Origin of the sequence: Streptomyces sp. CA-106110 (assembly GCF_050936285.1) — a bacterium.
In the GTDB taxonomy this organism is placed as follows: domain Bacteria; phylum Actinomycetota; class Actinomycetes; order Streptomycetales; family Streptomycetaceae; genus Streptomyces.
On sequence record NZ_JBNJNB010000001.1, the window covers coordinates 10,875,837 to 10,902,191 of the forward strand.

Below are 26,355 nucleotides of genomic sequence, written 5' to 3' on the forward strand. Positions count from 1 at the left end.
CGAACGACCGACTTACCCTCTGCTATGGCTGCCGAGGGTGGCGGCAGTTGCACCCCGATGTGTCGGAGTGTGAACGTTGCCGGCGTCGCCGTCCGTTGAAGCAGGGCAAGTGCCGTTTCTGCACGCTGCTGCTGCGAGAAACAGAGGTCGACGTCAGCGGCATCGCCCTTGATGGCGGCGACCAGCTCTGGTTCGGCCGTGAGCTCGCCTTGCGCAAGAGCGACCGATACCTGAGCGGGACCGGCGCCCAGGGCCGCTTCAAGGCCAAGGAACGGCGAGGCCGAGCCGCGTCCCGCGCCAAACGGCCCACGTCGCCGCACCTCGTCGACCCTGCGCAGCTGGAACTGTTCCCCACGCCGCCACGGGACTGGGATCGATTGAATCTCCAGGACGAATTCGCGCTCACCCCAACGGCCAATGTGTTGCTCAGAGACTTCTCCGACTACCTGCGAGATCAGGGAGTCGACCCCCGTTTCGGCGGGGCGGCGAGCCTGCGCACGCTGCGTGTCCTGACCGCGCAACTCGGAGCTGAGGCGCCCATCCGCGAAGTGGACGTGAAGGCCATCGCAACCCTTGGAGGCCACTACCAAGGACGACGCGTGGTCTGCTTCCTTCGCCAGCGAGGCATCCTGAAGCCCGAGCCGATGCGTGATGCGGAACTGATCCGGGCCCGGAGAGTGGCCGCCTCCCTCCCTGCCCCGTTCGCCGGAGCCGTAGACCTCTGGATCGATGTGCTCCTGGGCCAGGGCAGTCGGTCGAGCCCCGCTCTTGCCTCCGGAACGATCTACAGCTATGTCCAGAACGCGCACCCGACCCTGAAGTCTTGGGCGGACTCCGGGATCACCGACTTGAGAGAGATCACCAAGAAGGACGTCGAAGCCGCAATCATGGGCCTGCCGTCCGCTCGTCGCCACTCCGTGCACCCGCCTTTGCGGTCGCTGTTCCGGGCACTGCGACGTGAACGGAAGATCTTCCGAGATCCCGCGCGCAGCGTCTCGCTGCCTGTGGCGGTGAAGCTCCCGACCCCGCTTCCCTCTGATCGTGTGAGGGGAATTTTGGGCAAGGTCGAGGACGCCAGAAGTCAGTTCATCGTCGCCCTGGTCGCTGTTCACGCCCTTGTCCACGACGATCTGCCGGCACTGCTGCTCGACGACCTTGACCGCTCCCGCGGTCAGCTGCGCGTCCGCCGCCGCGGGCGGCTGGACCACGTCATCTACCTCGATGAGCTCACCTCCGAGCTGGCGACATCCTGGTTGCGAGAGCGATACCGACGCTGGCCTCGAACGGGTAACCCTCACCTGCTGGTGAGCAGGGTCTCTGCAGCAGATGAGGCCGGACCGAGAATGAGCACCGAAGTGACGAAGACCGTCTTCGAGCGGGTGGGCATCAGCGCTCGCAAGCTGCGTGGAGACCGCATCTACGACGAGGCCCGACACACCGCGGATCCTGTCCACCTGATGCGATTGTTCGGTCTGGGCACGACAACCGCGATGAAGTACATCACCGCAGCCCACCCGGACAAGCGTCCTGACCCAATCCGAGCCTAATACTCCAGCCGTAGATCGTGATCTTCGTAGCCGGGCCGCTGTGGTGGCTCTGAGGCGCCGGCCAAGCCGACGCTGTAGTCGGTTGACCGGCTATCTTGCCGGGCATGCAGGCAGTGAACTGGGATGAGGTGCGGGATCGGACCGTTGCTCTGTACGCGCGGCCTGGCATGGGCCTCGGCAGACAAGGTCTCCCGGAAGTCCTGAGCGAGACGCAGGTGCGCCAGGCAGAGGAACAGTTCGGCGTGGAGTTCCCCGAGGACTACCGCCAGTACCTGCTGCGTGTCAGCGCGGGCGGCCGGGTGCGGAAGCTGCAGTTCAACGGCTCGCGCTGGGATTGGGACGGCGCCCGGCATGAGGAGCACGACAAGCTTCATGTCCCCTTTCCCGACCATGACAGCGCGCTGGCGGAGAGCGAGGACGCGTGGGACAGTCAACCGAAGAGGGAGGACTACATCTCTGATGCGGCCTACCAAACTGCTCACGACGCTTGGCAGGAGACCGCGGACGCGATCGAAGCCGCTCGGGTCACCGGGGCCGTCTTTCTCAACGACGACGGCTGCGGCTTCTACACGCTTCTCGTGGTCAGCGGGCCCATGCGAGGGACCATGTGGTTCGACGGGCGCGCGACGTGCGATCGCCTGAACCCGCTGCTCAACGATGAACGGCAAGCTGCGACATTCGCGGAGTGGTACCTGGACTGGCTCACCCACGAGGAGTCGCTGACGACGCCCGAACAGCGGCGTGCCGCTTTCCAGAGCTGGCACGCGGGCGTAGGCAGGCCCATCTGGTTTCGCTGGTTCGGCTCGTAGAGTCCAAGACTCATGGTGGCAGGCACCACCATCCCACCGGTGGAGGCTGGCGACGGGCACGGGAACGGCCACCGCTGATCATCGGTGTGTGAAGACTAACGATCTCGCGGTGGCCGCGGGTAGCAGCGTAGACCCTGCCCGCTGGCAGGAGGCATTCGAGGGCCTCATGAGCCGGGTCGCGTGTCGGTTCGCCCGTGTTGAACCCCGCCGTCGCGTCCGGCAGTTGGTGCTCGGTCTACTGTCGGACCTCCCGCGGAAGAACTGCTGGACGATCGCCGAGTGGGCCGGGGACACCACCCCGGACGGCATGCAGCACCTGCTGGGCCGGGCCAAGTGGGACGCCGACGCCGTCCGTGGCGACGTATGCGGCTACGTGGTGGAGCACCTGCACGACGACCGGGCCGTGCTGGTGGTCGACGAGACCGGCGACGTGAAGAAGGGCACGCACACGGTCGGCGTCCAGCGCCAGTACACCGGCACCGCCGGCAGGATTGAGAACGCCCAGGTCGCCGTCTACCTGGCCTACGCGGGAGAGCGAGGACACGCGGCGGTAGACCGGGAACTCTACGTTCCCCGCTCGTGGACCACCGACCCGGACCGTTGCCGGGCCGCGGGCCTGCCCGAGGAGATCTCCTTCGCCACCAAGCCGGAACTGGCCGCCCGGATGGTCACCCGGTTCCTGGACGCTGGCCACCGGGCCGCATGGGTCGCGGGCGACGAGGTCTACGGAGGCAACACCAAGCTGCGGACCGCGCTGGAGGAACGCGGCATCGGCTACGTCCTCGCGGTGGCCTGCTCGCACGAAGTCACCACCAAAGCCGGGAAGTTCCGCGTGGACACCCTGGCCAAGAAGGTGCCAAAGCGGGCCTGGCATAAGCTGTCCGCCGGGACCGGAGCGAAGGGCCACCGCTACTACGACTGGGCCGTCATCGACCTCACCGACCCTCGGCCCGGGAGCCGACAGCTGCTGATCCGCCGCAACCGCGGCACCGGAGAACTTGCCTACTACCGCTGCTACTCGCCCGCGCCAGTCCCGCTGACCGAGCTGGTGCGGGTGGCTGGATCAAGATGGCGAGTGGAGGAGTTCTTCCAGTCCGGAAAGGGCCTGGCCGCACTGGACGAGCACCAGGTCCGCCGCCACACGTCCTGGTCCCGCTGGGTCACCCTGGCCATGCTTGCGTATGCCTTCCTGGCCGTCGTCCGCGCAGATGAACACGCCCGTCACCTCGGTCCGGACGAACTAATCCCACTCACCTGCAACGAGATCCAGCGACTGTTCACCGCACTCGTTGTCCAACCCGTCCCCGACACCGTCCACCAGCTCCGCTGGTCCACCTGGCGACGCTGCCACCAGGCCCGATCCCGCGCCAGCCACTACCGACGGCAAGCAGCGCAGACATAAAGATCACGATCTACGGCTGGAGTACTAAACGGCTGCGGGCTGGCCTGTGCACGTGGAAGAGCACTGTTTCGACAGCGCTCGGGAGTCATCTTGGCCGTCGGTGCCGAGCCGCTGTGCAGGACTCCGGGTTCTGGCTGACCCTTCATGGCGGACTCACCGCAAGTGATCATCGTCTGCGTCGAGGGCATCGAGAATCTGCTGGAGTTCCTGGCGCCATTGGTCGGCGTCGGCACTGTCCACCCACCCAGTAATCAACTCGGATCCCTCTTGGAGGACACGGTGCAGTGCTTTGCGGGCCATTGCGCGAATCGATGCGGGTAGTTCAGGCAGTGGCTCTCCTGGCCCGTCTTCTGGATCGATCACGATCTGGCTGTTCGCGATCGTGCTCGCGACGAGCGCCGCAGCGGCGACTGCCTCGACACCGTCCCCGCCGTCCACCCGTGTGCCAGCGTTCGCAACTCGCTGGAATGCCTGCTCGAGCACGTTGATGACCTGCTGGGGAGCAAGACCCTCGAGTCCATCAACAAAGTCGGCGGCGAGGTCGCTGTCGAACGGGCCGGTTCCCCACGTTCCCATGCACTACTCCTGGTATCGCTGATCTCGGACGAACGCAGCATTCCACCAGCCACTGACATTGGGCATGGCACGAGAGCCAGAACCCGCAGTCATGAGGAACGGACTTCACCACCCGTGGACAAGACCAGCGGGCTGCGGACTGCCCGGTGGACCCCGAGCCTTGCTCGTTGCCCTATATGTCGCCGATGGGCTGCCCGGCCATCCGCCTTGCGCGAGAAGCGGTCGGTCCGGAGCGCGACTGATCGCGTCGCAATTTTGGCCGGGCCGGTCACTGCTATGGTCCGCCGCATGACGAGCGACAACGCCATCCTGGACTCGATCCGGAAAGACTCGGAGCTCGCAGAGCTGCTGTGGAACGTGTGCGAGTTCGATCTATCTCGTGGCGATCATGGCGAGCCCGTTCGGCTCTCGTCTGGGCTGGCTTTGGAAGGTGTCGCGGGCGACTTCACCGGCGGGACCTTCTTCCTCTGCGGTGATCCTCAAAGGACTCGGCCGGTGCTCTATGCCAGTTCCGAGGGTCAGGCCGGCCTGATCGGTCAAAGCCTGGCCGAAGCCCTGGAGATCATGGTTGGGCTGCCCTCCTGGTGGGACTGTCTGAAGTTCTCTGGGGGTGGCGACCAGGCGGTCATGCGAACAGCCGCCGAGCACCTGGGCCAGGACGAACTCGGCGACGAGCCCGAACTGGGCGCTCAGCGAGCGCATCTGGCGACAGCCCTGGGCATGGAACTGCGACCTGTCCCGATCTTGCTTGTCCGCCTGCACGATGCGGTCTCGGCCACCACGCCTGACTTCGTGCTCACCGTCGAAACGGGTGAGACGTACGAATCTCTATTCGGCCCCTGGCTGCCGAGTCGCAACCGTCTCTGGCGATGACACCAGGACAGGCACCGGGCTAGGGAGCCGCCGGGCCGCGTGGCGGCCCGGCTGAGATCCTGATGCCGGATCACGTCTGCCCACTGGTTCGGGCCCCGATCTGGTCGAACGAGGGGACTCCGAGGAACACCGGCGATGACCTGCGCTCTTGTCGCGAGTCGAGTTGGGTGATCTTCTCTTCGGCCGCAACCAGGCTGACGCGGAGGCCTTCGGCTTCGCCGAGCCAGCCCTCGCGTTCGGCCTCGGCGATGCGGTCTTGGAGGTTGTCGCGGATCTCGACCAGCCGGGGCCGCTCGGCCGGGTTGACGATCAGGACGGGGCAGCGGACGCAGGCTTCTCTGAACTAGCCATCGCTACTCGGTGCCCCTGGGTAAACCGCTGGCAGCTGCGTCCTCGCCCGGCAAAGATGCACTCATGCGCTATGCCAACACCGACCCGGAGCTTATGGACCTGGTCCGACGATTCGTCACGCCCGGCCGGCGGTACCTTCGGCTGGGTGGAAGCTCACTGCGGTTGAGCGGGCCTGAGCGCGACCTGTTCGTGAGGGAGCTGGTCCAGGCTGCCGTGGAGATCACTCCCACTGAACTCGGCATCCTTTTCGAGGGCGGATGGCGAGAGCGCAGGACTGCCTCCTGGCTGGTTGCCGTGGCTGGCAGGACCGAGTTCCGCAGCCGCATCGGCGAACTCCTGCTGGCCAGCGGAGGTCCCTACCGGGGGTCTCTCTGCATCGCTCTTGCCACCTTCGGTACCAGCGCGGACGCCGATCTGGTCTGCAGATACCTTGATCGCTACTTGCCTCAACCCGACCTTCGCTGGGACCAGACCGGGGTTCTCAGCACGCTGCTTCACCTCGATGCCGTCCTTGGGACTGAGCGAGCAGCTCCATACCTTGCCGCCGGTGGCTTGTGGCAGCAGTGGGCCGATGCCACGCCGAATACGGTGCGGGATCCGCAGGAGTACCGGCAGGTCGTTGAGCAGCTCTGTTCCTTCGCCAGCGAGTGCGCTGAACTCTTTGCCGGAATGGAAATCGGGCGCTGATCCTTCCGGCCTGACCGCTGGACGCCGACTGCTTCGGACCTCTCGGTAGAGTCTGGGCAATGACAGAAAACCAGGGCCGCTGGCCAAAGTTCGACCAGGATGGTGGCATCGAGGACGTGACACTCCTCATCCTGGAATGGCTGGGTGAGCAGGGCGTAAACGCCATGATCAGGGTGGACGCCGAGAGGGTGGCCGACAACGCGCCGGCGTGGACGTTCGCCGCCAGTGGGGGTCCCCTGGAGCACGGCATGCGTGCTGACGGGAGGACTGTGCAGCAATGCATGTCCACAGCCCTGTCCCAGCTGCGTGAGGCTGGGCTGTCGGTTCCGTTTTGATCTTCGCCTTCGCTCGCCTCTGGCTTCGATCATGACGTTGGTCTCGGCGTCCCAGCGGTTCCTCCGGACCAGCTGAAGCCCGGCATTCCGAGCTGGACCGCAGCCGACTGTCTCTCGGCCAGTGCGTCGACCTGGGCGAGCTTGTCTTCGGCGCCGGCCAAGCTGACCCGGAGTCCTTCGACCTCGCCGAGCCAGCCCTCGTGTTCGGCTTCGGCGATGCGGGCGACGAGGTTGTCGCGGATCTCTTCCAACCGGCCGCGCTGGGCCGGGTCCGGCCGGAGGAGCGAGCAACGAATACAAGCGTGTTCATGAACACAAGGGCTTGAAAAGGCACGAGCGCAGGTGCCGATGGAGACCTTGCGCTTCTCGAAGTGCGCGAGGAAGGCGTCCCATTCCTCCTCGGTGGGGGTCCGATACTCATCGCTGGGCCGGATAGCCCTGCGGCGGGCGATGAAGGCGCGATGGGCCTCGATGGTCTCGGCCGGGTAGATCGCCTTACGGATGCTGAACCCATCGCAGACACCCCCTCATCCACCCCGAGGGCCAGCGGGTTCCCGCTGAGCCCCCTCCAGGAATCCGGGAACCCGTCCACTTCGGTCAGCGAATGCGTGAAGGCGCGCCCCGGCGGTGCCGTCCGTCAGCGTGCGCGCTGGTGCGGTCGGCTGCGCCGGGGTCGGAGCGGGTGCAGCCTGGCCGAGCAGGTCGAGTGCCGCTTGCGGGCCGTGATCGCGGCGTGCGGCGGCAACCGCTTCCAGGTCCCAGGCGGCCTCGCCGACGACCGTGCGACGCGTGCCGCGCCGCTCGACAACGCCGCGAACCAACAAGAGCCCAGAGTGGAAAATCGTATGAGCGTACGCATCGTGGCTGGACTCGAAGAATGCCAGGTCCACCAGTCCCGAGCCGTCCTCAAGTGTGACGAAGATAATTCGCTTTCCGGACGGGATGGGTGGAGTTTGGGTGGAGGCGCGCACGCCGGCGACGAGGACGCGCTGCCCAGGGTGGAGTTGCTGCAGGTGGGCGGCGTCGGTGGCGCCGAGCTCGCGCAGGAGGCGGTGATGGTGCTCCATGAGGTGTGTCGTCACGTCTACGGACAGGACGTTGAGCTCGGCGGTCAACTGCTCGCGTCCGGTCATCTCCGGCAGCCCACTTGCCTCCGCGGTGACCATCTCGTCGCCGAGCGGCAGTTGGCCGTCGGTAGCGTTCCGGTTTCGGGAGTGCTGGTGCAGTTCGGTGGCCTGCAGCAGCAGATCCCGTCGAGTCTGCGTGCCCTGCAGTTCCCCGAGCGCGCCGATCTGGATGAGTCGTTGGGCGGTCGGCAGCGACGGCCGTGCTCGCCGCCACAAGTCCTGCAGCGAGTGGTACGGCTGCCCGGCCTCGATCCGAGCCGACTCGGCATCGGTGATCCCACGCACCATGGACAGGGCGAGCCGCACCCCCCCCAACCGCGGTCGGTGGGCTCCACGCGGTGCGCGACGTGGGAGTGATTGACGTCGACGGGGAGAACAGGGACACCGAGCCGGCGAGCGTCCGAGACGATCACGCGCGAATTCCACATTCCGGGGTCGTGCTCGAGCTGGCCGGCGTAGAAAGCTGCCGGGTAGTGGGCCTTCAGCCAGGCGGACTGGACGGCGGGCACGGCGAAGGCGACAGCGTGCGCACGGCAGAACCCGTACGCGCCGAATTCCTTGATCGTGTTCCAGATTTCCGAGATGACAGCCGGGTCGTAGCCGCGCTTGCTTGAGGTACGCCGGAACCAGTCCTCGACCTTCAAGAGGCGGTCGGCGTCGGCGAGAGCACGGCGGGCAACGTCACCCGCGGCCCGATCGCAACCCGTCATTTTTGCGAAGATTGCGATGATTTGCTCATGCCAGATGACGACCCCGTAGGTGTCGTTGAGGATCGGTTCGAGGTCAGGGTGCGCGTAGCGGGGCGGCTCGCCGTGGCGTGCGGCAATGAACCGGGCCGGCATACCCCCCGCAACCGGGCCGGGCCTGAACAGACTGATGTCGGCGATCACATCGTTCATGTGACGGGGCTGCAGTCTGGAAATGAGGCTCTCCGGGCATGAGTGTGGGCTGGTGGGTGGGATCTCGGGGTCAATGTATTGATCGGGTTGGATCGTTCCGCCTGGGGTGGTGAAACGTAGGACGCGCACGGGGCGGACCGTAGATTCGGAGGCTGTCGAAGGCCGTACCGAAGCTACAGGAGTCCACGCACCGTGCGCGTCACCACCGCATTCAACCGCCTCCTGGAGCTTCCTGGCGTGAGCGTCACCGACGTGTCGTTCGGCGAGGACCGGGTGATCGTGGACGTGGCGCTGACCCGCCGGTGTCTGGCCTGCCCGGAGACCGGCTGCGGTTTCACCACCCGCACGCGTTACGACACCAGGCCGGTGTCCTCCTGCTGGAGGCACCTGGACCTGGGCCGCTGGGGCCTGGTCGTCCGGGCCGGCCTGCGCCGCCTGCGCTGCCCCGAGCACGGCGTCAAGATCGAAGCCGTGCCCTTCGCCCGGCACCACTGCGGCTTCACCCGCGACTTCGAGGATGTCATCGCCTACCTGGCCACCCGCACCGACAAGACCACCATCACCCGCCTGCAGCGCATCGACTGGCACACCGTGGGCCGCATCTGCGCCCGCGTCGTCGCCGACGGCCTCGACGAGGACAGACTCGACCACCTGGTCACCATCGGGGTGGACGAGGTCAGCTGGAAGAAGCACCACAACTACCTGACCCTGGTCACCGACCACACCGGCAAGAAGATCGTCTGGGGATCCGAGGGCAAGGACAGCGAGACCCTGGACGAGTTCTTCGATGAACTCGGCCCCGAGCGCGCTGCAGAACTGGCCGCGGTCAGCATGGACATGGGGCCGGCCTTCGCCAAGAGCGTTGGCGAAGAAGGCCACGCCCCGCAGGCCGTGATCTGCATCGACCCGTTCCACGCGGTCAAGCTCGTCGGTGACGCCCTGGACGCCGTGCGCCGCGAGGCATGGAACGAGCTGCGCCAACTCGGCGATCAGGCTGCGGCAAAGAAGTTCAAGGGCGCCCGCTGGAGCCTGCTGAAGAACCCGGAGAACCTCACCGACGAGCAGGCCACGACCCTGCGCAAGCTCAAACGCAAGGGCGGCGGAGTCTGGCGAGCCTACCGGCTCAAGGAATCCTTCCGCGCGATCTTCGCCGGGGACCTGGACGCCGGCGAGGCAGGCGAGTTGATCGACCGCTGGATCTCGCAGGCCCAACGCTCCCAACTGCCCGCGTTCATCAAGGCAGCCAAGACCATCCGCAAGTTCCGCGACGGGATCCTGGCCTCCATCCGCCTGAAGATCAACAATGGTCGGGCCGAAGGCCTCAACAACCACGTCAGGCTACTGATCCGCCGCGCCTACGGCTTCCACACCGCCACAGCCGCCCTCGCCCTCGTCATGCTCACCTGCGGACCCATCACCCTTGTCCTACCCCACGAACGACCCCGAACCCGGACCGGCTGACCCACATCCATGCCCGGAGAGCCGGAAATGAGATCCTGCAGACCAGGCGACTCGATCTGAAAGCATCCCAGAACCAGGCCGCGCCGGATGAGTTCAAAGGTGTCGGGGTCGGCAAGGTCGACGTGGTCTGGGCTGTCGAGGTCCAACTGGCGGCCGGTGACGCGCCGGATCTCCGCGACAGCGTGCGCCATCGCTGATTGGGAACGGACGCCGAGGACGTCCAGCTTCAGGAGACCGAAGCCTGAGAGCTCGACGTCCTCCTTGTCCGCCTGGACCATCGGATAGCCGGCCGGAGTCGGTTGCACTGGAACCCGGTCCAGCAGGCTCGCATCAGAAAGAATTACGCCGCAGGGGTGCATGGCGTAGCCGCGCGGCAGCGCGTCCAGGCCTTCGGCGAGCTCCCACAGCGGCCCGAAGTCCTGTCTCTGCCCTGCGAGTTTCTGCAGCTCGGGCAGTTCAGAGAGCGCCGCGCGGATGTCCCGGGCGCGGATGTGCGGAAAGCTTTTGGCGACCTCGCCGACGACCTGGGGCGGCAGCCCGAGGGCGAGGCCGGCATCACGCAGGGCGTGCCGGGCCCGGTAGGTCTCGGGCATCCCCGTGACCGCGACCCGCTCCCGCCCGAACCGGTCGATGATCTTGTCGTAGACCTCCAGGCGCCGCGCGGACTCCACATCCAGGTCGACATCCGGCAAAGACGTCCGGCGCTCGGACAAGAACCTCTCAAAAAGGAGCCGGTGCGAGAGGGGGTTGGCGTTGGCTACGAACAATGAGTGATTGACCATGGAGCCGACGCCCGAGCCGCGCGCGGCGCCCCGGATGCCCAACGCCCGCGTGTCGGCCACGACTTGGGCCACAGCCAAAAAGTACGACTCGAACCCCAAGCGGCCGATGACGTCGAGCTCGTACTCGAGCTGCCGGACGGCGCGGTCGTCCCTGTCCAGGCCACGGGCGATCATCCCGGCATCGCATCGCTGCCGAAGGAGACGCATCGCCGAACCGTGCTCCGGCCCCGCACCCACCACCGACGCCTCGGGGAAGTGCGGCCGCCCCAGCTTGAGATCGGCGGGGGAGAGGACGCAGGACTGGCTGGTCGCCTCGGTCTCGGCCAGTAGCCGCGCGGCCCGCGCGCGGTCCTCGCCGACGGCCTGCGCGATCCGTTCGGCGACATCGGCCATCGCGGCCGGGCCCTTCAGCCAGCGTTCACCGTCATCCACTGACCGGCGGTCGATCGGACGGAGCAGGCGCGCTGCGTCGAGCACGTCAGCAATTCGGTGCTGCTCGGGGTCGGCATAGCGGACGCTGTTGGTCAGCACCACCGGCACACCAAGCTGGTCGGCCGCGCCCACGGTGCGTGCGGCGAGCCGCAGCGACCCCGGACCAGTGCCCTGCCGACCCAGATACACGCTTTCCAGCCGGAGCCGCGACCCCACCAGCTCCCGCCACGGCGTAAGCAGCCGCTCCGCGACGTCCGGGCGCCCAGCGGACAAGGCCCGCACCGGCTCGGACATCGGACCGAGCAGCACCACCAGGTCACTGTCGGCGTACTGACGCAGCACCGGCCAAGACACAACCGGCAGTGAACCGTCGGCCTCGGCGTAGGCAGCGGACACCAGACGGCACAGCCGCGCCCAGCCGGCCGCATTCTGAGCGAGCAACGTGACCCGCACTGGCGGCTCCACCACGTGCGCACCGCCGCGGACCGGCGTGCGAGGCCGGGCAGCGGGCCGGGCCGGCGGCGTGAGCGGGGCGACGGCGACATCGACACCGAAGATCGGGCGGATCCCGGCAGCGGTAGCGGCATGGGTGAAGCGGACCATGCCCGCGACGGTGTCCCGGTCGGTCAGGGCGAGTGTCTTCATCCCGCGCTCGGCCGCCCGTTGCACCAGGACGTCGGGCAGGGAGGCGCCGTATCTCGCGGCGTAGCCGGAGGCGACATGCAGATGAGTAAATCCACGGTCCTGTACCTCCGGTCTCTCGCGCGCCCCTCCCCTGTCGTGGGTCTCCAGTACCTCTCAAAAACACGAGTCGCGCAAGTGTTCGAAAGAGTGAATCACGGCTCCTCACGTTGCCGCGTGGCTCGAACACCGGCCGCACGGCCCCACGCGGGCACCATGACTGACCTGACTCTATGAGGGCCGGGCCCCCTTCCCTGCACAGCCCGGTGGATTCTGGTTCCGGGTCCCATACGTGCTCGGGAAGGAGGCCCTCAATGTCGGTCTACGTCGGCATCGACGTGCACCGCAAGCGCTCACAGATCGCGGTCGTTGATCACGATGGCGCGGTGCAGGTGAATCGGAACGTGCCCAACGGGGTCGAGACGGTGCTCTCGGTGATCGGGGATCTTCCGATCGGAGCCCCGGTGGCCTTCGAGGCCGCTTACGGCTGGGGCTGGCTGGTGGAACTGCTGGAGGACTACGGCTTCGAGCCGCACCTGGTGCACCCGCTGCGGTGCAAGGCCATCGCCTCCGCGCGGCTGAAGAACGACAAGGTCGACGCGGCGACCCTTGCCCAACTGCTCCGTGCGGATCTGCTGCCGGAGGCGTGGATCGCCCCGCTGGATGTGCGCCAGCAACGGGCTCTGCTGCGTCACCGCTGCCAGCTGGTGCGTCTGCGCACGCTGCTACGCAACCGTGTCCATGCCGTCCTGGCGGACTACGGCTGCGACCGGCCGGGCGGCTACTTCACCGCTCCGGGACGGGTCTGGCTCGACGGCTTGGACCTGCCGGACGCCTCGCACCGCGTGGTCGACGATCTTCTGGTCCTGATGGACGCGCTCAAAGAGCCGATCGACGCCCTGGACCAGCAGCTGGTCGCGCACGCCCGTGGTGATCCGCGGGTCAAATCCCTCACCCAGCTGCCGGGGGTGGGTACGCTCACCGCCCTGATCATCGTTGCCGAGATCGGTGACATCAGCCGTTTCCCCTCCGCCCGCAAGCTCACCGCGTGGGCGGGGCTCACCCCGACGGTCCGCGGCTCGGACATGACTGTCCGGCACGGCCACATCTCCAAACAAGGTTCGGACTGGCTACGGTGGATCTTGTGTGAAGCCGCCCAGACCGCCAAGCGGTCTCCGGAGTTCGCCGCCTCCTACCAGCGCCTCGCCCGGCGCCGGGGCAAGAAGATCGCCACCACCGCGATCGCCCGCCGCCTGTTGGCCCGCGCCTACCATCTGCTGCGCGCAGTCCAGGCCCCACCCGACCGGCAGAGGACTCGATGACACCAGCCGACGACAACCGCCAGGGGCGGTCGCAGACCCCGGGTGAGCTCGCATTTGCCCATCGAGCACGGGCTGTCGCCCGTGCTCGATGACCTGACTGAGCAGCCCGGATCCCCCGAACCACGGTCATGGCGCCGGCCCGCCCGGCCAGACGCCGAATGGGTGGATGTGAGCTCACTCCGCCAAGGCCATCAGCACATCGGGGACGTCAACGACCAAACCCCTGAACATTGGTGACGCTTCCTCGCTCCCGGTCCAGGGCCCTGCACGGCAGCCCTGCCAGACGAGCACGAGGAAGACCCACAAAGGAAAGCACCTCGGCGAACAACAAAAAGCCGCAGGTCGGGGGCACTTCTACGCTTGACAAGCCCGGCCCTCATGGGTGGTGAAATACGCCACATCCCAGATCCGGACCTGCCCATCGAGGGGATGAGCGGGAAAATCCAGCGCCGCAGCGCGCCGCAGCGCGCCGCAGCGCGCCGCAGCGCGCCGCAGCGCGTCGGACGACTGCCTGCCGCGCTGCGCCAGCCGGTAGTCGCCGCCGCGGCGCGCCGGGGCGTCGGAACGGCCTGCGCCTCGCACGTCGTAGCGGACGACGTGATGGTCCTCGGCGAGCGCGGCGCTGACGTCGTTGCTGAGCTTCACCCCGGTCATCCCTTTATGTGGACCCCGTCTTACCAGTGTCTTACCGTCAGATGTTTCGGGACCGCGTGGGGCGGTCACCGGCTGGGCCATCACGGGGGGCTGTACATGACGACGAGGATCAGTACGAGCGCGTCACCGCAGCGGGAGCGCTTCGGCTTCTGGATGGCAATGGTCGAGCAGATGGTGGCGCCCTTCGAGATCCACAGCGATCACACGGCCGACTTCGACACGACCATCCACGCCGTCGAGGCGAGACGGGTGCAGGTGACGCCCTTCGACCAAGCGGCCCTGGAGACCAGACCTGCCGCGAGACAGATCAGTCGGCCGGATCCAGAGGTCTATCAGCTAGCGCTGATCACGCGGGGGACAGCGTGGTTCGCGCAGGCAGACCGTGCGGCGGTGGTACCGGCCGGCTCCCTGGTACTGGTCGATCCCTCACGTCCGTACACCATCGCACTGCGGGCCGAGTCCGGCGATACGCAGGGCTTGACCGTGTCCATTCCCCGAGGACTTCTGCCCATATCCGAGGCCGCACTGCAGTCGCTTCTGGTGACTGCGCTGCCGGGGCGGTCGGGGATCGGCGCGCTCACCGCGGCCCATCTCCGCGCGCTACTGGCCCAAGCGGGCCAGTACAGCCCCCTGGACTCCGCCCGCCTTGCCACCGTCACCCTCGACCTGATCACCGCCCTCCTCGCTCATCGCCTGGACCCCCGGCACACCTCCGCACACACCGCCCGCCAACTCGGGCTGTTCGAACGCATCCTGGCCTTCATCCAGTACCGTCTCGCCGACCCTGATCTCACCCCCCGTCACATCGCCGCGACGCATCACATCTCCACCCGCACCCTGGAACGCCTCTTCCAGTCACACGGCACCACTCCCGCCGCATGGATCCGCACCCGCCGCCTCGACCGCTGCCGGCACGACCTCGCCGACCCCCTCCTGCACGAACGCCCCATCCACGCCACCGCCGCCCGCTGGGGCTTCCGCGACCCCGCCGCCTTCACCCGGGCCTTCCGCGCCGCCTACGGCGTCAGCCCCAGGGGCTTCCAGCTCCTCACCACGACGCGCTCCGAAACATGACGCGAACCGTCAACATCCTGTCGCGCCGGGACAATGCCCCTTACGTCACCCGCCCGGCAGGCTCGAACGCGGCACCGACCGCAAAGTCAATGCACAGCTTCCTATCTGGGGGGTACAGGCATGCGCATGCCCAAGCGCACGATCGGCGTCATCGCGTTCATGACCGCAGCTCTTCTGCAGGCCGGGTCACCCGCGAGCGCTGCCGCGACAGCCTCTGACTGCACGGTGGCGTTGTTCAACACCCAGTGCAAGACGGGCTCGGTAGCGGCCAACAGCACCGGGCACTGGGTCAAGGTCTACGTCGACCTCACGTTCTGGGACACCGTCAATTGGCGAGTGGTCGACGACGGCAACGGTCAGGTAGTCGGGAGTGGCACCATCTCGTCCTCGTGCGACGCGTTCTCAAGAAAGATCTACGGCCTCTACGGCAACTACCACCTCACCGTCTACAACGCCGAGCCGGTCACCTTCGGCCAGCTCGCCGGGGTGGACACCGCCTACTCCGGAGACTGTCACTGACCCATGCCGTGACCGGCCCGCACAGGTTCGCCCGTGCGGGCCGGTCAGATCCAGCAAATACCCCTGCGTTCCACAGTTGAGCTGTGTTCTCGAGGGTGTGGTAGGGCATCGGTGCAGGTCAGACGGTTGCGCCTAGCGCGAAAGGCTGAAAATGCCTAGTGGCACGATGTGGCCACCCCGCGTATGTGACCTGGTGAAATACGCCACATCCCAGATCCGGATCTGCCCATCGAGGGGATGAGCGGGAAAATCCAGCGCCGCAGCGCGCCGCACAGCGTCGGACGACTGCCTGCCGCGCTAACTCCTCTGGGGCCGAGGGCCCGTGTCCTCGTCGGCAGGGGTCGGGCGGCGGTCACGGGCTGGACGTGGTGAGGACGGCGGGCGTAGTCGGGTCGGTCGGTGAAGCCGAAGGGATCCGTCACGACCGGGGCCAGAAGGGTGGTGCCGGAGGGGGCGGCGATGGTGACGGTCAACTGAAGGGCGCTCGGAGCTCAGCCGCGGCTTGGGCAACTGACCGGCCGCTTCAAGGCAACCGGGCATCCCGCCTGGGGGCCTTCACCGTGTTCGCGATACGCTCCGGAGGCTCCCGCACGGCCCCGGAACGCGCGGAGTCGGGACCCAACGACAACCGAAGACAAGGCACATGCACGTGAACATGCGCACCCAGTGGCCGGTCCTTTCCGTCGCGACGGGGCTGGCCGCCGGCCTGCTCACCGGATGCGGTTTTTCCACGAACGACTCCGGGGGCACCGGCTCCTCCATCGTGATGGGGATGTCCGACGACGTCCTGGCCACCGACCCCGCCTCCGGCTACGACCCGGGATCCTGGCTGCTGTTCAACAACGTCTTCCAGTCCCTGCTGAGCTTTCCCAAGGGCGGCACGGAACCCGAGCCGGAGGCCGCCAAAGAGTGCTCGTTCACGGGCACGGCGACCAGGGTCTACTCATGCACCCTCAAGGACGGACTGACGTTCAGCAACGGTCACCCGCTCACCTCGAAGGACGTCAAGTTCTCCTTCGACCGGATGCTGAAGATCAACGACTCCGCCGGACCCGCGATCATGTTTCCCATGCTCGACTCGGTGGAGACACCGGACCCCAAGACCGTTGTCTTCAAACTGAAGTACGCCGACGCCACCTTCCCCAGCAAGATAGCCTCCGGCGCCGGCTCAATCGTGGACCACAGCGCATACCCCGCCGACGCGCTGCGCAAGGACGGCAAGGCAGTCGGCTCCGGCCCCTACAAACTGGACTCCTTCGGCAAGGACAAGGCCGTCTTCTCCGTCAACTCCACCTACAAGGGCACCGCCAAGGTTCGCAACTCCGGCGTGACCCTCCGGTTCTTCCACAGCGACCAGTCGGCCCTGAAGAGCGCCCTCCTGGGCCGACAGATCGACCTGGCCTACCGCGGTCTCGCCGCCGCCGACATCGCCGATACCGCCAACGACACCTCCACCGGCAACGGCATCGAGGTCATCGAAGGCTCCAGCGCCGAAGTCCAGCACCTCGTCTTCAACATGGACGACTCGGTGGCCGGCAAGCTCGGCGTCCGCAAGGCCATCGCCTACCTGCTCGACCGCGGTGCCCTCGTCAACAAGGTGTACGAAGACACGGCGACCCCGCTCTACTCGATCATCCCGGCCGGTATCACCGGCCACCACACGTCCTTCTTCGACACCTACGGCGACCGCCCCTCGAAGACCAAGGCGGCCGCCGCGCTGAACGCCGCGGGCATCACCGGCAAGGTGAAACTGACGCTGTGGTCCACGCCCTCGCGCTACGGGCCCGCCACCGACGAGGAACTGAAGACGATCGCCGAGCAGCTCAACGCCAGCGGGCTGTTCGACGCCACCGTCAAGTCCGTCGCCTTCGACGAGTACGAGAAGGACATCGCGGCGGGCAAGTACGGCGTCTACGTGAAGGGCTGGGTCCCGGACTACCCCGACCCCGACAACTTCACCGCACCGTTCTTCGGCAAGGGCAACGTGCTGGACAACCACTACGACAACAGCACGATCACGGGCGAACTGATCCCGAAGACGGCCGCCGAGAGCGACCGTTCGTCGACCGACAAGGCGTACGACAGGCTCCAGGACATCGTCGCCGCGGACCTCCCGATCATCCCGATCTGGCAGGCCAAGCAGTACGCCGTCACACGGGACAACGTCTACGGACTCGAGTACTGCCTCGACGCCTCCACGGTGTTCCGGTTCTGGGAGATCAAAAAGGGCTGACCGAGGCCGCACGGACACGTGTGATGCTCGGAGCAAGCATCGCCTCGCCAGTCGGCAGCGGCCTTGCGGATCATGTCGAAGTCAAGCGGGCCGGGCGGGGCCCCGAGGTGCTCGTGCAGTCGTGTCCAGGAACGCGCCATGCCCGGCAGCCTAGGACGCGTCGGTGTCACCCGCGCCGCCGTCTCGCCCGGGAGGCTAGGTCTCCTTGGTGGTCAGAACACGTGCACTTTGCTTGAGTTTCATCCGGCTTTGAGTCGGGCGGTGCGGGTGTAGTGCGCGACGGACTTGTCGATCACGGCGAGGGCGTCGCGCAGCGGTGGGGGTGCGGGTGGGGTGTTGGCTGCCAGCAGGGGTCGTAACAGCCGGTCGTGGACCTTGGTGTAGAAGATCGCGACTCGTTGGCCGTCGTCGGTCAGCACGTAGGTGTTGGTGTGCTCCAGGCGGCGGATCAGTCCGTTGCGGCGTAGCCGGGCAAGGTCGTAGCCCATCTGATTGGTCGAGTATGGGGTGCCCAGCAGGGCGCTCACCTGGGCGCGAAGGCTCCGGTTGGTGAACCCGACGACGGTGGTTAGCAGGATGGACAGGGCGCCGGCCAGGGCCATGACCCGGGGGTCGCCGAACCGCAGGGCCGGGGCCCTCCTGCCGTCGGTGGTCACCGAGGGCAGCGCGACCCGCTCAAAGGCTGGGCTCGCAAGGACGCAGCCCTGGCCGACGCGTTCAGCGTGCAGCAGTCGGGCGTTGACGGCACGGGCTTTGGTCTGAAGTTCCTCGAGGTGGTCCAGGCGGCGCAGGACTGCGAGGTCCTTCGGGGAGTTGACGACGGTCTCGATGCGCAGTGCCCGGCCTTCTTTGAGGTACTGCTTGATCCTGGAGTGCTTGTAGAATAGGTTGACCGTGACGTCGACGCCGCGGGTGACCACCTTGGTGGCGAACCCGGTCTGGGTGTCCGAGCGGATGCGTCGGTCGAAGATGTAGGAGATCTCGTCCGGGCGGCCCAGTCCGAGGTTGTCGCTGACCAGGGCGTCGAAGAACGTTCGAGCGTTGCGGGGTGCGTCGAAGACCAGGGTGCGCGAGACCTCGATCTGGCGCATGGGCAGCTCCCACCAGTAGCCGCCGTCGCGTTCGCGTGGACCGAAGGGCAGGGGCAGTTGGGCCATCCAGCGTTCGAAGAACACGGCGATGGCGCCGGAGTCCAGCCGGTCGCAGATCGCCTGTAGTCCGGGCGTATCGCCGCAGGAGGCGAACCCGTTGGACAGGGCCGTGAACGCGATCCCGGCTTGGGCGGCCTGCTGTTTGGCCCACTCGTGGCCGTTGACCCACACCTTGATCGGGTAAGGGAAGTAGGAGCAGATCTTGATGAACGCCGGGCCGAAGTCGGAGTCCCACAGGTAGAAGTAGAAGCAGGTCACCCGCCGGTCAGCCTTGTCGAAACCGAAGCACACGGCTCCGGGTGTGGTAGCCCGGTCGTAGCCGGTGAACACGCGTTGGAACTCTTGGGCCACGCCGATCGCGACCACCTGTGGGCGACCGGACGCCTGCGCGGCGGCCAGGTACGGCTTCATCGCGTCGGCCTTGCGGGCGTCCTTCGCGAAGCGGACCACCGGGATGTGCTCGTCGCGGGCAAAGCGGGCCACTGCCGCGCGGAAGCGGTCGCCGATCTGCCCCAGCAGTGCCGGCGAGGGGCCGGGTGACCCAAGTGCCCGGTGAGGAACGTCACCACCTGGCCGCCGACTTGAAGGTTCGGCACATAGCCGTTGAGGTAGATCCGGTCCAGGCACTCCAGATCGAGCGCGACATGTCCGTCGAGTACGTCGTGGACGGTGACTGCTCCGGCTGCGTTGCCCGCTGCGATCGCCCTGCGCGCCTGTGCACCAGCCGTCACCCTGACCACCGCCCAACCGAGCACACGAACCAGCTGCTCGCAGCGTCCACCCACCCACCGCGGCTGTCATTCGAACGCCCGGACACCCACCTCGGCGGTCCGAGGCTGGCCTCACTGGGAGCGTGGGTCAGTAACGGCAACCCGCCTGCGGTTCGTGGTTATTCATGCGGGATGATCACGGTATGCATGGTGGCGATGGGCTGTTCGAGGTCGAGCCAGTCGAGCCGAAGAGGACGCTGGGTCGTCCGGCGGCGGTGGACAAGACGTTCCGGGCGTTCGATCCGCACCAGGTCCTGCTGCTGCCGCCGTCGCTGGACGACTGGCTGCCCGAGGACCACCTCGCCCGGTTCGTCGCCGACCTGGTCGACGAGGTCCTCGACCTCGGGCCGGTCCTGGCGGATTACACCGAGAAGCGCGGCTACCCGCCCTACGATCCGCGGCTGATGGTGCGGCTGCTGATCTACGGCTACACCACCGGTATCCGCTCCTCGCGGGCCATCGAGCGCCGGTGCGCCGACGATGTCGCGTTCCGCTTCCTGGCCGCCGGCCAGGCCCCGGACTTCCGCTCGATCGCTCGGTTCCGCCGCCGGCACCTGGACGCCCTGGCCAACCTGTTCACCCAGTCGCTGCACCTCGCCCAGAAGATCGGCATGGTCACGATGGGCCGCGTCGCCCTGGACGGCACCAAGCTCGAAGCGAACGCCTCCAAGCACAAGGCGATGAGCTACGGCCGACTGATCGACAAGGAAGAGCGGACAGAGGCCGAGATCGCCCAGCTGGAAGCGAAGGCTCAGGCCCTGTTGGCCGACGCGGAGGCCGCCGACGAAGCCGAGGACCAGACCTTCGGCGTGGACGGCAAGGAGGTGGACCTGCCTGCCGAGCTGGACCGGCGTGAGAAGCGCCTGGCCAGGCTGCAGGCCGCCCGCGCGCAGATCGAGGCCGAGGCCGCCGACAAGGCCCGCGCGCACGCCGAGGACAAGGAACGCCACCGTCAGGACCGCACCGGTACCAGCGACGAGCAGGCCGTGACCGACGCGGGTGACACGGCTGCCGCGAAGGCCCGCCCGAAGCCGAAGGCCCAGGCCAACTTCACCGACCCCGACTCACGGATCATGAAGAACAGCGACGGCGCCTACATCCAGGCCTACAACGCCCAGGCCGTCGTGGATGAAAAGCACCAGGTCATCACCGCCGCTGACGTGACGACTAACCCCTCGGACGCGCTGAACTACACCAGCATGCTCGACCAGTCCGCCCAGAACACCGGCGTCCACCCACGGCAGGCACTGGTCGACGCCGGATACTGCTCGGAAGCAAACCTCGAAGCCGCGAAAGACCGCCAACTGGACTGCGGCACCGACACGTTCATGGCCACCGGCCGACTCAGCCACGACGAACAGGTCCCGCCCGCGCCCCGCGGACGCATCCCCGCCGGCGCCACCCTGAAGGAGCGGATGGCCCGCAAGCTGCGGACCAAGCCCGGACAGGCCGCCTACGCCCGCCGCAAGGCCATCGTCGAACCCGTCTTCGGCCAGATCATGACCTGCCAGAACGGCCGCCAACTCCTCCTGCGCGGCGAGGACGGCGCCCGCGCCGAGTGGCGACTGCTGGCCGCCTGCCACAACCTCCGCAAGATCTTCCGATACGCCGGGGCCACCGGACTCGCCGCCCTGGCCGCCTGAGCCAGGCCTCCCCGGCCACCTCACAGGCCCTACCAGCCGGACACCTGACAGGCAGGCCCCAACCACAGCCTCACAGATGCCGACGGAGCGGCCGTCGACCGATCACGGCCAGCGGGCCGCTTGCTCGCTACTGACCCACGCTCCCAGTGAGGCCAGCCTCGGACCGCCGAGGTGGGTGTCCGGGCGTTCGAATGACAGCCGCGGTGGGTGGGTGGACGCTGCGAGCAGCTGGTTCGTGTGCTCGGTTGGGCGGTGGTCAGGGTGACGGCTGGTGCACAGGCGCGCAGGGCGATCGCAGCGGGCAACGCAGCCGGAGCAGTCACCGTCCACGACGTACTCGACGGACATGTCGCGCTCGATCTGGAGTGCCTGGACCGGATCTACCTCAACGGCTATGTGCCGAACCTTCAAGTCGGCGGCCAGGTGGTGACGTTCCTCACCGGGCACTTGGGTCACCCGGCCCCCTCGCCGGCACTGCTGGGGCAGATCGGCGACCGCTTCCGCGCGGCAGTGGCCCGCTTTGCCCGCGACGAGCACATCCCGGTGGTCCGCTTCGCGAAGGACGCCCGCAAGGCCGACGCGATGAAGCCGTACCTGGCCGCCGCGCAGGCGTCCGGTCGCCCACAGGTGGTCGCGATCGGCGTGGCCCAAGAGTTCCAACGCGTGTTCACCGGCTACGACCGGGCTACCACACCCGGAGCCGTGTGCTTCGGTTTCGACAAGGCTGACCGGCGGGTGACCTGCTTCTACTTCTACCTGTGGGACTCCGACTTCGGCCCGGCGTTCATCAAGATCTGCTCCTACTTCCCTTACCCGATCAAGGTGTGGGTCAACGGCCACGAGTGGGCCAAACAGCAGGCCGCCCAAGCCGGGATCGCGTTCACGGCCCTGTCCAACGGGTTCGCCTCCTGCGGCGATACGCCCGGACTACAGGCGATCTGCGACCGGCTGGACTCCGGCGCCATCGCCGTGTTCTTCGAACGCTGGATGGCCCAACTGCCCCTGCCCTTCGGTCCACGCGAACGCGACGGCGGCTACTGGTGGGAGCTGTCCATGCGCCAGATCGAGGTCTCGCGCACCCTGGTCTTCGACGCACCCCGCAACGCTCGAACGTTCTTCGACGCCCTGGTCAGCGACAACCTCGGACTGGGCCGCCCGGACGAGATCTCCTACATCTTCGACCGACGCATCCGCTCGGACACCCAGACCGGGTTCGCCACCAAGGTGGTCACCCGCGGCGTCGACGTCACGGTCAACCTGTTCTACAAGCACTCCAGGATCAAGCAGTACCTCAAAGAAGGCCGGGCACTGCGCATCGAGACCGTCGTCAACTCCCCGAAGGACCTCGCAGTCCTGCGCCGCCTGGACCACCTCGAGGAACTTCAGACCAAAGCCCGTGCCGTCAACGCCCGACTGCTGCACGCTGAACGCGTCGGCCAGGGCTGCGTCCTTGCGAGCCCAGCCTTTGAGCGGGTCGCGCTGCCCTCGGTGACCACCGACGGCAGGAGGGCCCCGGCCCTGCGGTTCGGCGACCCCCGGGTCATGGCCCTGGCCGGCGCCCTGTCCATCCTGCTAACCACCGTCGTCGGGTTCACCAACCGGAGCCTTCGCGCCCAGGTGAGCGCCCTGCTGGGCACCCCATACTCGACCAATCAGATGGGCTACGACCTTGCCCGGCTACGCCGCAACGGACTGATCCGCCGCCTGGAGCACACCAACACCTACGTGCTGACCGACGACGGCCAACGAGTCGCGATCTTCTACACCAAGGTCCACGACCGGCTGTTACGACCCCTGCTGGCAGCCAACACCCCACCCGCACCCCCACCGCTGCGCGACGCCCTCGCCGTGATCGACAAGTCCGTCGCGCACTACACCCGCACCGCCCGACTCAAAGCCGGATGAAACTCAAGCAAAGTGCACGTGTTCTGACCACCAAGGAGACCTAGGGGCCGTCGGCAAAGCGTCACGCCCACATCGGGAGCGGCGAGGGTCACGGTCCCTCGTGGTTCAGGTCCAAGGACGATCGGGTGCCCCATCGACGCGCTGGGCGCCATCACGGTCGTCTCTCCAGCTCGGGCGCGTGGTCAGGAAGGACAAGTCCTCCCCATGACCGTCCGTCACATTGCGTAACCTTGTGCCCTCTTCGTCGGTGAGCGCTGTGAACCACGAGGTCAGGTCGTCGTCGCCGGTCGACCAGTTGACGTACTCATGGAAGCGGTAGAACCAGTAGGTCCCGCAAGAGGTACACCGTTGCAGGGACTCCATGTCATGCGTCGACTCGTACAGGGTGCGCAGGGCGCGAAGCTCAGGGCGGTGACAGCAGTCGATGTAATGGGGTGTCTCCACGAGATCCTTGATCCTTTGCTCGGCTGATCGGTCCCGCTGGTAGTCGGTTCCGTGGCGCATCAAGGTGTATCCGCCTCCACGCTCGCGGTACGGCATCCGCCGCCGCACCTGCAACGGCAGGTCGCCGAACACTGCGCCCACCTTCAGGTCAGCTGATGACGTGAAGCATCCCCCCGCAGCACCGGGTGCCGCTACCGTCCTCACCCGCAGCGGGCCGCGGACGTGGAGTCGTGGCAGGGGCACCCGGGCTGTCGGAGAACCGGCGGCTAGTGGGTGAAGCGCAGATAGTCGAGGTTGAACCCGCCGGTTTCGCAGTAGACGGTGATCGTCTGTTCCCCGGCCACGAGATTCACCGGCACATGGACGGACTGGTACGTCCCCCAGCCGCCCGTGTCAGGCACCGACACCGTTGCCAGCTTGGCCGAGCTCTCGTCGCGCAGGGACAGGGCGTTGGATGAGGTGGCCCCGGTGCCGTTCGCGACACGCAGCTCGAGATCGTAGGTGCCTGCCTGCGGCACGTCGACGCGGTACGTGAGCCAGTTGCCGGCGGTCGTCCAGCCCACGTCCCTGCCTGCGCTGGCAGCGGGGTTGCTCTCGATGAAGTTGCTGCCGTCCGCGGACCAGCCGTGCTGATCGGTGTAGCCCTCCGCCTCGATCTTCTCGCCCACCGGGACGGCGTGGGGCCGCACGGTCAGGTGGACGCTCACCCGGTCGCGTGCTCGGCCGTCGGTGGCGTAGAAGATTATGTCCTCTTCGCCGGCGGTGGTCGGGTGGATCGTGATCAGGCCGGTCGCCGGGTCCACGTCGACGCCGTCCGGCAACTCGTCGGCGTAGTACGCCAGCCGGTCCCCGTCGCGGTCGGTGGCCTGCAACTGAACGCGTACGGTGCTGTACTGGTCGGCGACGACATCGGCCGCTCCGGCGAGGACCGGGGCGTGGTTGCGGTGGCCCGAGGGAGCCTGGCCCTTCCACCGGTAGGTGGCGAAGGACCCCGCCGGAACCGTCACCACGAACGACTGGCCCGCGACGACGATCCGGATCTTGCCGTCGGTGCTGTTGCTGTTGCCGAGGACTGCGACGTACTTGTCGGCACCGGAGCGGAACACCACGTTGCTGATGCCGTGTTCTGCGGCGCTGGACTCGACGCGCACGTCACCGGGGGAGAGGTACTTGGCGAACTGCCCCATCCCGTACAGCTCGTCGCGGACTGTGAAGTCCTTGGTCGTCGTGTTCACCGTGACCAGCCGGTTGGGCCACTTGGTGGTGGCGCCGACCTTCTCCCAGTCGATGTTGTTGTCCCGGGCGGGCGTCCAGTGCAGAGTCCCGCCGTCCTGGTCCGTGGTCTGGGCCCACAGGATGTAGGAGCCGGCATCGAGTCGGAAGTCGCTGAGGATGGTCTGCGGCGAGAGGTCGCTGGTCTCCGTGAGGTGGACCGGCTTTCCGGTCTGCTCGTACGCGTCGCGCATCACGCGCGGATCACCCCAGTAGGGGTGGAAGGCTATGGCGTCCGCCGCGTTCTGGACCTGCTTGCCGGTCACCGAGCCGTCGGGGGCGTCGTCGAAGATGCGGTGGTAGTTCTTGGTCGCCGTGCTGTTGGGATCCCGCCAGTCCCAGAAGTTGAAGTCGTGCACGTAGAGCTGGGTATCGAGGTGGGCAGCCCGGAACTCACGCTTCATGGCCAGGGCGAGCTTCTGCTGCTGGGCGATGCTGATGTCCATGGCCGGGTAGACCACGTCCATGCCCGGCTCGTTCAGCAGTGTCAGGGCGTCGACGGGTATTCCGTGCCTGGCGTAGGCCTGGACGTACTTGACGTAGTAGCGCGCGAACACCTCGATGCAGTCGTCGCGCAGCTTGCCGACCTGGTAGTAGTCGGTGGTGCTGCCGGGCTTGAGTGCGACCTCGCCGGTGAACTGGTTGTTCGTCTTCATCCACGCCGGTGCGCTCCATGCGGAGGCGAAGAAGGTTGCCTTCGGGTTGTAGCGTTGGATCAGCTTGATGGTGTCGACGATGTGCAGGTCGATGTCCCGCTGGATGGAGAAGTGCTTGAGACCGAAGTCCTGCGTGACGCCTGCGGGGAGGTCGTCCTCCGACCAGAACGGGAGATGTTCGATCAGGTCGGGGCTGCCGATCGTCAACCGGAACCGGTCGAGGCCCGCACCGTTCTTAGGGTCGACCAGCAGCCGGATGGCGGCCTCGCGTCGGGCGGAGGTGAGCTTCCACAGGTTGGAGACGCTCGTCTCGTCGAGGGAGAACCCGATACCCGTGTACTTCTGCAGAGTGGTACTCGGATCGACGACCACACTGGCATCGGTGGGGGAGCCCGTGTCATTGCTCGTGCGCACACTGGGCAGCGGCTGCCATGCCTGCGCGCCGCCGGTGGAGTAGGTGCCGGTCACGACAGAGTTCTGGCGGACCGGTTCGCGTGCTGCCCGGTCGGCGTGCGCGGTGGGACCCGTGCCGACCAGTGCGGTCAGTGCCGTGACGGCGATGGCGGCGATCGCGGTGAGAGAACGTCTCACAGCTTCTCCTGGAGTCTGGGGAGTGTCGGGGACTGATGCCGCGCCGGGTCGGTGGCGTACGGCCCGTTCCGGCGGCTGCGGCACACGTGATCAAGTGGTGTGCGAGTACTGGCTGTTACGGCGTTGAGCCCGCAAGGCGGCGACGCGGCATGCCTGCGC

At 67.1% G+C, this 26,355-nt stretch carries 19 protein-coding genes and 2 pseudogenes; 13 read left to right on the forward strand and 8 right to left on the reverse strand.

What is annotated here, in order from left to right; genetic code table 11:
• The first annotated feature begins 95 nt into the window (after nucleotides 1-95).
• From ACQEXA_RS50145 to ACQEXA_RS50155, 3 genes are all read left to right on the forward strand, one after another.
• Nucleotides 96-1,547 (forward strand): hypothetical protein, encoded by a 1,452-nt coding sequence (locus ACQEXA_RS50145; protein ID WP_432923439.1) that lies wholly within the window; start codon nucleotides 96-98, stop codon nucleotides 1,545-1,547.
• Nucleotides 1,548-1,651: 104 nt separating this feature from the next.
• Nucleotides 1,652-2,356 carry an SMI1/KNR4 family protein gene (locus ACQEXA_RS50150; protein WP_433133244.1) on the forward strand — a complete coding sequence of 235 codons (705 nt, stop codon included), beginning with the start codon at nucleotides 1,652-1,654 and terminating at the stop codon, nucleotides 2,354-2,356.
• A 166-nt stretch (nucleotides 2,357-2,522) separates the two neighbouring features.
• Entirely contained in the window at nucleotides 2,523-3,758 is a 1,236-nt protein-coding gene (locus tag ACQEXA_RS50155) for an IS701 family transposase (RefSeq protein ID WP_433134779.1), read from the forward strand.
• Between the two features lie 153 nt (nucleotides 3,759-3,911).
• On the opposite strand, the gene ACQEXA_RS50160 is transcribed toward ACQEXA_RS50155, so the two are convergent.
• Entirely contained in the window at nucleotides 3,912-4,334 is a 423-nt protein-coding gene (locus tag ACQEXA_RS50160) for a DUF4259 domain-containing protein (protein ID WP_433133246.1), read from the reverse strand.
• A 288-nt stretch (nucleotides 4,335-4,622) separates the two neighbouring features.
• Between ACQEXA_RS50160 and ACQEXA_RS50165 the strand changes: the two genes are divergently transcribed.
• The 3 genes from ACQEXA_RS50165 (at nucleotide 4,623) to ACQEXA_RS50175 (ending at nucleotide 6,580) form a co-directional block, all read left to right on the forward strand.
• Nucleotides 4,623-5,207 (forward strand): hypothetical protein, encoded by a 585-nt coding sequence (locus tag ACQEXA_RS50165; RefSeq protein ID WP_433133248.1) that lies wholly within the window; start codon nucleotides 4,623-4,625, stop codon nucleotides 5,205-5,207.
• Between the two features lie 414 nt (nucleotides 5,208-5,621).
• Complete coding sequence (locus tag ACQEXA_RS50170; protein WP_433133250.1) at nucleotides 5,622-6,245, forward strand: DUF6000 family protein; 624 nt, start codon at nucleotides 5,622-5,624, stop codon at nucleotides 6,243-6,245.
• Between the two features lie 59 nt (nucleotides 6,246-6,304).
• Entirely contained in the window at nucleotides 6,305-6,580 is a 276-nt protein-coding gene (locus ACQEXA_RS50175) for a hypothetical protein (RefSeq protein ID WP_433133252.1), read from the forward strand.
• Between the two features lie 29 nt (nucleotides 6,581-6,609).
• On the opposite strand, the gene ACQEXA_RS50180 is transcribed toward ACQEXA_RS50175, so the two are convergent.
• Entirely contained in the window at nucleotides 6,610-6,831 is a 222-nt protein-coding gene (locus ACQEXA_RS50180) for a hypothetical protein (protein ID WP_433133254.1), read from the reverse strand.
• Nucleotides 6,832-7,107: 276 nt separating this feature from the next.
• A pseudogene (locus tag ACQEXA_RS50185) lies at nucleotides 7,108-8,639 on the reverse strand (OB-fold nucleic acid binding domain-containing protein); the annotation flags it as partial.
• A 159-nt stretch (nucleotides 8,640-8,798) separates the two neighbouring features.
• On the opposite strand from ACQEXA_RS50185, the gene ACQEXA_RS50190 reads away from it, so the two are divergent.
• Nucleotides 8,799-10,067, forward strand: a complete 1,269-nt coding sequence (locus ACQEXA_RS50190) for an ISL3 family transposase (RefSeq protein ID WP_433128623.1) — start codon at nucleotides 8,799-8,801, stop codon at nucleotides 10,065-10,067.
• 23 nt (nucleotides 10,068-10,090) lie between these two features.
• Here ACQEXA_RS50190 and ACQEXA_RS50195 read toward each other — a convergent pair.
• Nucleotides 10,091-12,007, reverse strand: a pseudogene (locus ACQEXA_RS50195) (PHP domain-containing protein); the annotation flags it as partial.
• Between the two features lie 269 nt (nucleotides 12,008-12,276).
• On the opposite strand from ACQEXA_RS50195, the gene ACQEXA_RS50200 reads away from it, so the two are divergent.
• Entirely contained in the window at nucleotides 12,277-13,284 is a 1,008-nt protein-coding gene (locus ACQEXA_RS50200) for an IS110 family transposase (RefSeq protein ID WP_432933167.1), read from the forward strand.
• A 354-nt stretch (nucleotides 13,285-13,638) separates the two neighbouring features.
• Here the strand turns inward: ACQEXA_RS50200 and ACQEXA_RS50205 are convergent, their stop codons facing one another.
• On the reverse strand, nucleotides 13,639-13,929 hold the full coding sequence (locus tag ACQEXA_RS50205; RefSeq protein ID WP_433133256.1) for a hypothetical protein: 291 nt from the start codon (nucleotides 13,927-13,929) through the stop codon (nucleotides 13,639-13,641).
• Between the two features lie 105 nt (nucleotides 13,930-14,034).
• Here ACQEXA_RS50205 and ACQEXA_RS50210 point away from each other — a divergent pair, with 105 nt between their 5' ends.
• The 3 genes from ACQEXA_RS50210 to ACQEXA_RS50220 all read left to right on the forward strand — a co-directional run bounded on the left by ACQEXA_RS50210 (nucleotide 14,035) and on the right by ACQEXA_RS50220 (nucleotide 17,764).
• Nucleotides 14,035-15,012, forward strand: a complete 978-nt coding sequence (locus tag ACQEXA_RS50210; RefSeq protein ID WP_432923417.1) for a helix-turn-helix domain-containing protein — start codon at nucleotides 14,035-14,037, stop codon at nucleotides 15,010-15,012.
• Nucleotides 15,013-15,138: 126 nt separating this feature from the next.
• Nucleotides 15,139-15,531, forward strand: coding sequence for a hypothetical protein (locus ACQEXA_RS50215; RefSeq protein ID WP_432923414.1), 393 nt, complete (start codon nucleotides 15,139-15,141; stop codon nucleotides 15,529-15,531).
• A 649-nt stretch (nucleotides 15,532-16,180) separates the two neighbouring features.
• Nucleotides 16,181-17,764 (forward strand): ABC transporter substrate-binding protein, encoded by a 1,584-nt coding sequence (locus ACQEXA_RS50220; protein ID WP_433133258.1) that lies wholly within the window; start codon nucleotides 16,181-16,183, stop codon nucleotides 17,762-17,764.
• A 239-nt stretch (nucleotides 17,765-18,003) separates the two neighbouring features.
• Here the strand turns inward: ACQEXA_RS50220 and ACQEXA_RS50225 are convergent, their stop codons facing one another.
• Nucleotides 18,004-19,398 carry a hypothetical protein gene (locus ACQEXA_RS50225; RefSeq protein WP_433133260.1) on the reverse strand — a complete coding sequence of 465 codons (1,395 nt, stop codon included), beginning with the start codon at nucleotides 19,396-19,398 and terminating at the stop codon, nucleotides 18,004-18,006.
• A gap of 502 nt (nucleotides 19,399-19,900) precedes the next feature.
• Here ACQEXA_RS50225 and ACQEXA_RS50230 point away from each other — a divergent pair.
• Both ACQEXA_RS50230 and ACQEXA_RS50235 read left to right on the forward strand, forming a co-directional pair.
• Nucleotides 19,901-21,328 (forward strand): IS1182 family transposase, encoded by a 1,428-nt coding sequence (locus ACQEXA_RS50230; RefSeq protein ID WP_432939048.1) that lies wholly within the window; start codon nucleotides 19,901-19,903, stop codon nucleotides 21,326-21,328.
• 261 nt (nucleotides 21,329-21,589) lie between these two features.
• Nucleotides 21,590-23,233: a hypothetical protein gene (locus ACQEXA_RS50235; protein ID WP_433133262.1), complete on the forward strand. Its 1,644-nt coding sequence runs from the start codon at nucleotides 21,590-21,592 to the stop codon at nucleotides 23,231-23,233.
• Between the two features lie 105 nt (nucleotides 23,234-23,338).
• Here the strand turns inward: ACQEXA_RS50235 and ACQEXA_RS50240 are convergent, their stop codons facing one another.
• Both ACQEXA_RS50240 and ACQEXA_RS50245 read right to left on the reverse strand, forming a co-directional pair.
• Nucleotides 23,339-23,677 (reverse strand): hypothetical protein, encoded by a 339-nt coding sequence (locus ACQEXA_RS50240; protein ID WP_433133264.1) that lies wholly within the window; start codon nucleotides 23,675-23,677, stop codon nucleotides 23,339-23,341.
• Between the two features lie 266 nt (nucleotides 23,678-23,943).
• Entirely contained in the window at nucleotides 23,944-26,196 is a 2,253-nt protein-coding gene (locus tag ACQEXA_RS50245; RefSeq protein ID WP_433133266.1) for a carbohydrate-binding protein, read from the reverse strand.
• Nucleotides 26,197-26,355 lie beyond the last annotated feature (159 nt).